This is a genomic window from Devosia sp. (assembly GCF_034675085.1).
In the GTDB taxonomy this organism is placed as follows: domain Bacteria; phylum Pseudomonadota; class Alphaproteobacteria; order Rhizobiales; family Devosiaceae; genus Devosia.
Genome location: NZ_JAUCDN010000385.1, coordinates 1 through 2,817, shown reverse-complemented (window position 1 = coordinate 2,817; position 2,817 = coordinate 1). Strand labels below are relative to the sequence as shown.

The following is a 2,817-nucleotide window of genomic DNA, read 5'->3' as shown; positions in this document are numbered from 1 at the left end:
GGATTGTCAAATGCAATCGGGCTGGAAGCGGCTCCTCTCAACAGCGGCGTGAATAGCGCTGCCCAATCCGGCAGGAAGCGCATGAGCCCCAATCCCTTCACCGCCGATCCGGCCATTCCCGAGCGCCTCGCCCGATTGGGGGCAGAGACGGCTGGCAAGGTGCGGCAGGCGGCGCGCGAGGCGCTGACGGATGGCATCCTCCCCCACGCGGCGGCGGAAACGATCATGCGCCGGTTCGCGCTGGCCTCGGTGCGCGAGCTGATGCTGATCCTGCTCGATCTGGCCAAGGACGGGGCGCGGCCGAGTATTTCCAATTTCCATGTAGGGGCGGTGGGACTGGAAAGCGAGACCGGCAATCTGGTGTTGGGCGGCAATGTGGAATTTCCCGGCACGCAGCTCGGCTTTACCCTGCATGGGGAAGGGTTCGTCTTCACCCGCGCGATGAGCCGGGGCACCAATATTTCGGTGATCGCCATCGACGAGGCCCACCCTTGTGCCCATTGCCGGCAATGCCTGGCCGAATATGCCCGGAGCGACCGGCTGGAGCTGATCGACCCGCTGGGGCACACCCTGACGCTGGCGCAGCTCTATCCCTGGCCGTTCGATCCGACCTATCTGGGCGAGCGCGGGGCGGTTCCGGGACAGGAGAACTGGCCCGGGCTGACGCTTGCATCAGGGGCCGACCACCCCCTGGGGGAGCCGCTGCTGGCGGCGGGACGGCGCAGCCATTCGCCCTATAGCCAATGCCCCGGCGCGGTGGTGCTCAGCCTTGCCGATGGAAGCCATGTCAGCGGGCTGGCGATCGAAAGCGTCGCCTATAACCCCACCATCCAGCCCATACAGGCGGCGATGGTGGACCTGATCGCCCATGGGCATGGTTATGACGCCATCACGGGGGCTGTGCTGGGCACGGTGATCGGCGGGGCGGTGGATTATTCGCGCGCAACGGCGGAATTGCTGACACGAATTGCCCCCGGCGCGCCGCTGACCATATTGGGGTGGTCGGCATGAGCGGGATCGATCTTTCCCGCCGCGCCTTTCCCGACGTGGCGGCACGGCTGGAAAAGGGCGCGCTGGCGGTGCTGGCGCTGGGCGCCTGCGAGCAGCATGGCGCGCATCTGCCGCTGACCACCGACACCGACATGGCCCATGGCGTGGCGCGCAGGCTGGCCGATGAACTCGACGCGCTGCTGCTGCCGCCGCTGGCCTATGGCGATGCGTGGACGGCGCGCAGCTTTGCCGGCACCATTTCCATTTCGCCGCGCACCTTGCAGGCGCTGATCGAGGATATCGGGCACGACGTCTTGCGCATGGGCGCGCAGGGGCTGGTGCTGGTCAACGGACATTTCGGCAATCGGGAGCCGATGGTGCTGGCGGCGCGCACGCTGGTGACGGCAGGCTTGCCAGTCTGCCATCTGGATTATCCGGGGCTGGAGAGGCTGGCGGAGGAAGTTTGCGACAGCCGTCCGGCGGCGCCGCATTTCTACCATGCCGACGAGGTGGAGACCTCAATCATGCTGGCGCTGGCGCCCGAGGGCGTGGACATGACGCGCGCCGCCTCGTCCTACCCGCAATTTCCGCCCAGCTTTGGCAGCGAGCCTATGCAATTGGGCGATTTCAACCCGGCCGGCGTCTTCGGCGACCCGCGTCCGGCGACGGCGGAAAAGGGCGAGGCGCTGGTGGCGGGGATCGTGGGAGAAAGCCTGCGCATCATCGCCGCCTGGAGGGCGCGCCATGGGTTTTAGGACCATGCCATGGCCACGCTGAACGACGTTGCCGCCGAAGCCGGCGTGTCGCCGACGGCGGTGTCGCGCCATCTCAACCACAGGATCGAGCTGCCGCAGGCGACGCGCGACCGGATCGACGCCGCCATCGCCAAGCTGGGCTATCGACCCAATGTACTGGCGCGGCGGCTGTCGCGCGGCAAGGCGGAAGCGATCAGCCTGGTCACGCCCGACATCGCCAACCCGTTCTTCGCCGAGCTGGCGGCGGCGGTGGAGCGCGAGGCACATGACCATGGCTATGCGGTATATATCTCCTCGACCGGCGGCGGGGCCGGCAACGAGGCCGAAGCCATCAGCCGCATGGCGGACGGGCATGTCGACGGTCTCATCATGATGACCAACCGGGTGGATGACGGACGGCTGGCGCGGCTCCTGGCCAAGCTCGACAATGTGCTGCTGCTGGACGAAGACATCGCCGGGGCGGGCCTGCCGGGCGTGTTCGTGGAAAATGCGGCGGGGACCTATCTGGCCGCCCGGCACCTGATCGAGGCCGGACACAGGCAAATCGCCCTGATCGGCGGCCCCGAGGGGCTGATGAGCGTCATCGAGCGCCTGGCCGGGTTCGGGCGAGCCATGGCCGAGGCGGGGCTGACCATTCCCGAGGGCTGGACGCTGTTGGGCGATTATACCAGCGCCTTCGGCGAGGCGGCGGCAGCGCAATTGCTGGACGGACCGCGCCGGCCTACCGCGATCCTGGCCTGTTCGGACTATATCGCTGTGGGGGTCATCAAGGCGGTGCGCAGCCGGGGGCTGGTCATTCCGCGCGATCTGAGCCTTGTGGGGTTCGACGACATGGCCTTTGCCGAACTGGTCGATCCGCCGCTGACCACGGTGCGCCAGCCCGTGGCCGAAATGGGCCGGCTGGCCGTGCGCCATCTGCTGGCCCTGCTGGAGGACGGCCCAAGGCCGCCTCCCGAAACCCGCCTTCCGGTCGAACTGGTCACGCGCCAGTCCGTCGCTCCTCCCTCCCCAAAGGATATTTCATGACCAAACGCATCCTCGTCGCCGGCGAATCCTGGACCGTGCATTCCAT

The 2,817-nt window shown here is 67.5% G+C and carries 3 protein-coding genes; all 3 read left to right on the top strand.

What is annotated here, in order from left to right:
- Positions 1–1,011: hypothetical protein (locus VDP82_RS16670; protein ID WP_323015951.1), on the top strand; the 1,011-nt coding region annotated here is incomplete at its 5' end.
- Positions 1,008–1,745: a creatininase family protein gene (locus tag VDP82_RS16665; RefSeq protein ID WP_323015950.1), complete on the top strand. Its 738-nt coding sequence runs from the start codon at positions 1,008–1,010 to the stop codon at positions 1,743–1,745. The genes VDP82_RS16670 and VDP82_RS16665, both read left to right, overlap by 4 nt.
- Positions 1,746–1,754: 9 nt before the next feature.
- A complete protein-coding gene (locus VDP82_RS16660; RefSeq protein WP_323015949.1) occupies positions 1,755–2,771 on the top strand; it encodes a LacI family DNA-binding transcriptional regulator in 1,017 nt (338 codons plus the stop codon).
- Positions 2,772–2,817 lie beyond the last annotated feature (46 nt).

Bases quoted from the DNA above. Each gene is read 5' to 3' on its own strand.
- VDP82_RS16665 (WP_323015950.1), top strand. From the start codon at position 1,008: ATGAGCGGGATCGATCTTTCCCGCCGCGCCTTTCCCGACGTGGCGGCA.
- VDP82_RS16660 (WP_323015949.1), top strand. From the start codon at position 1,755: ATGGCCACGCTGAACGACGTTGCCGCCGAAGCCGGCGTGTCGCCGACG.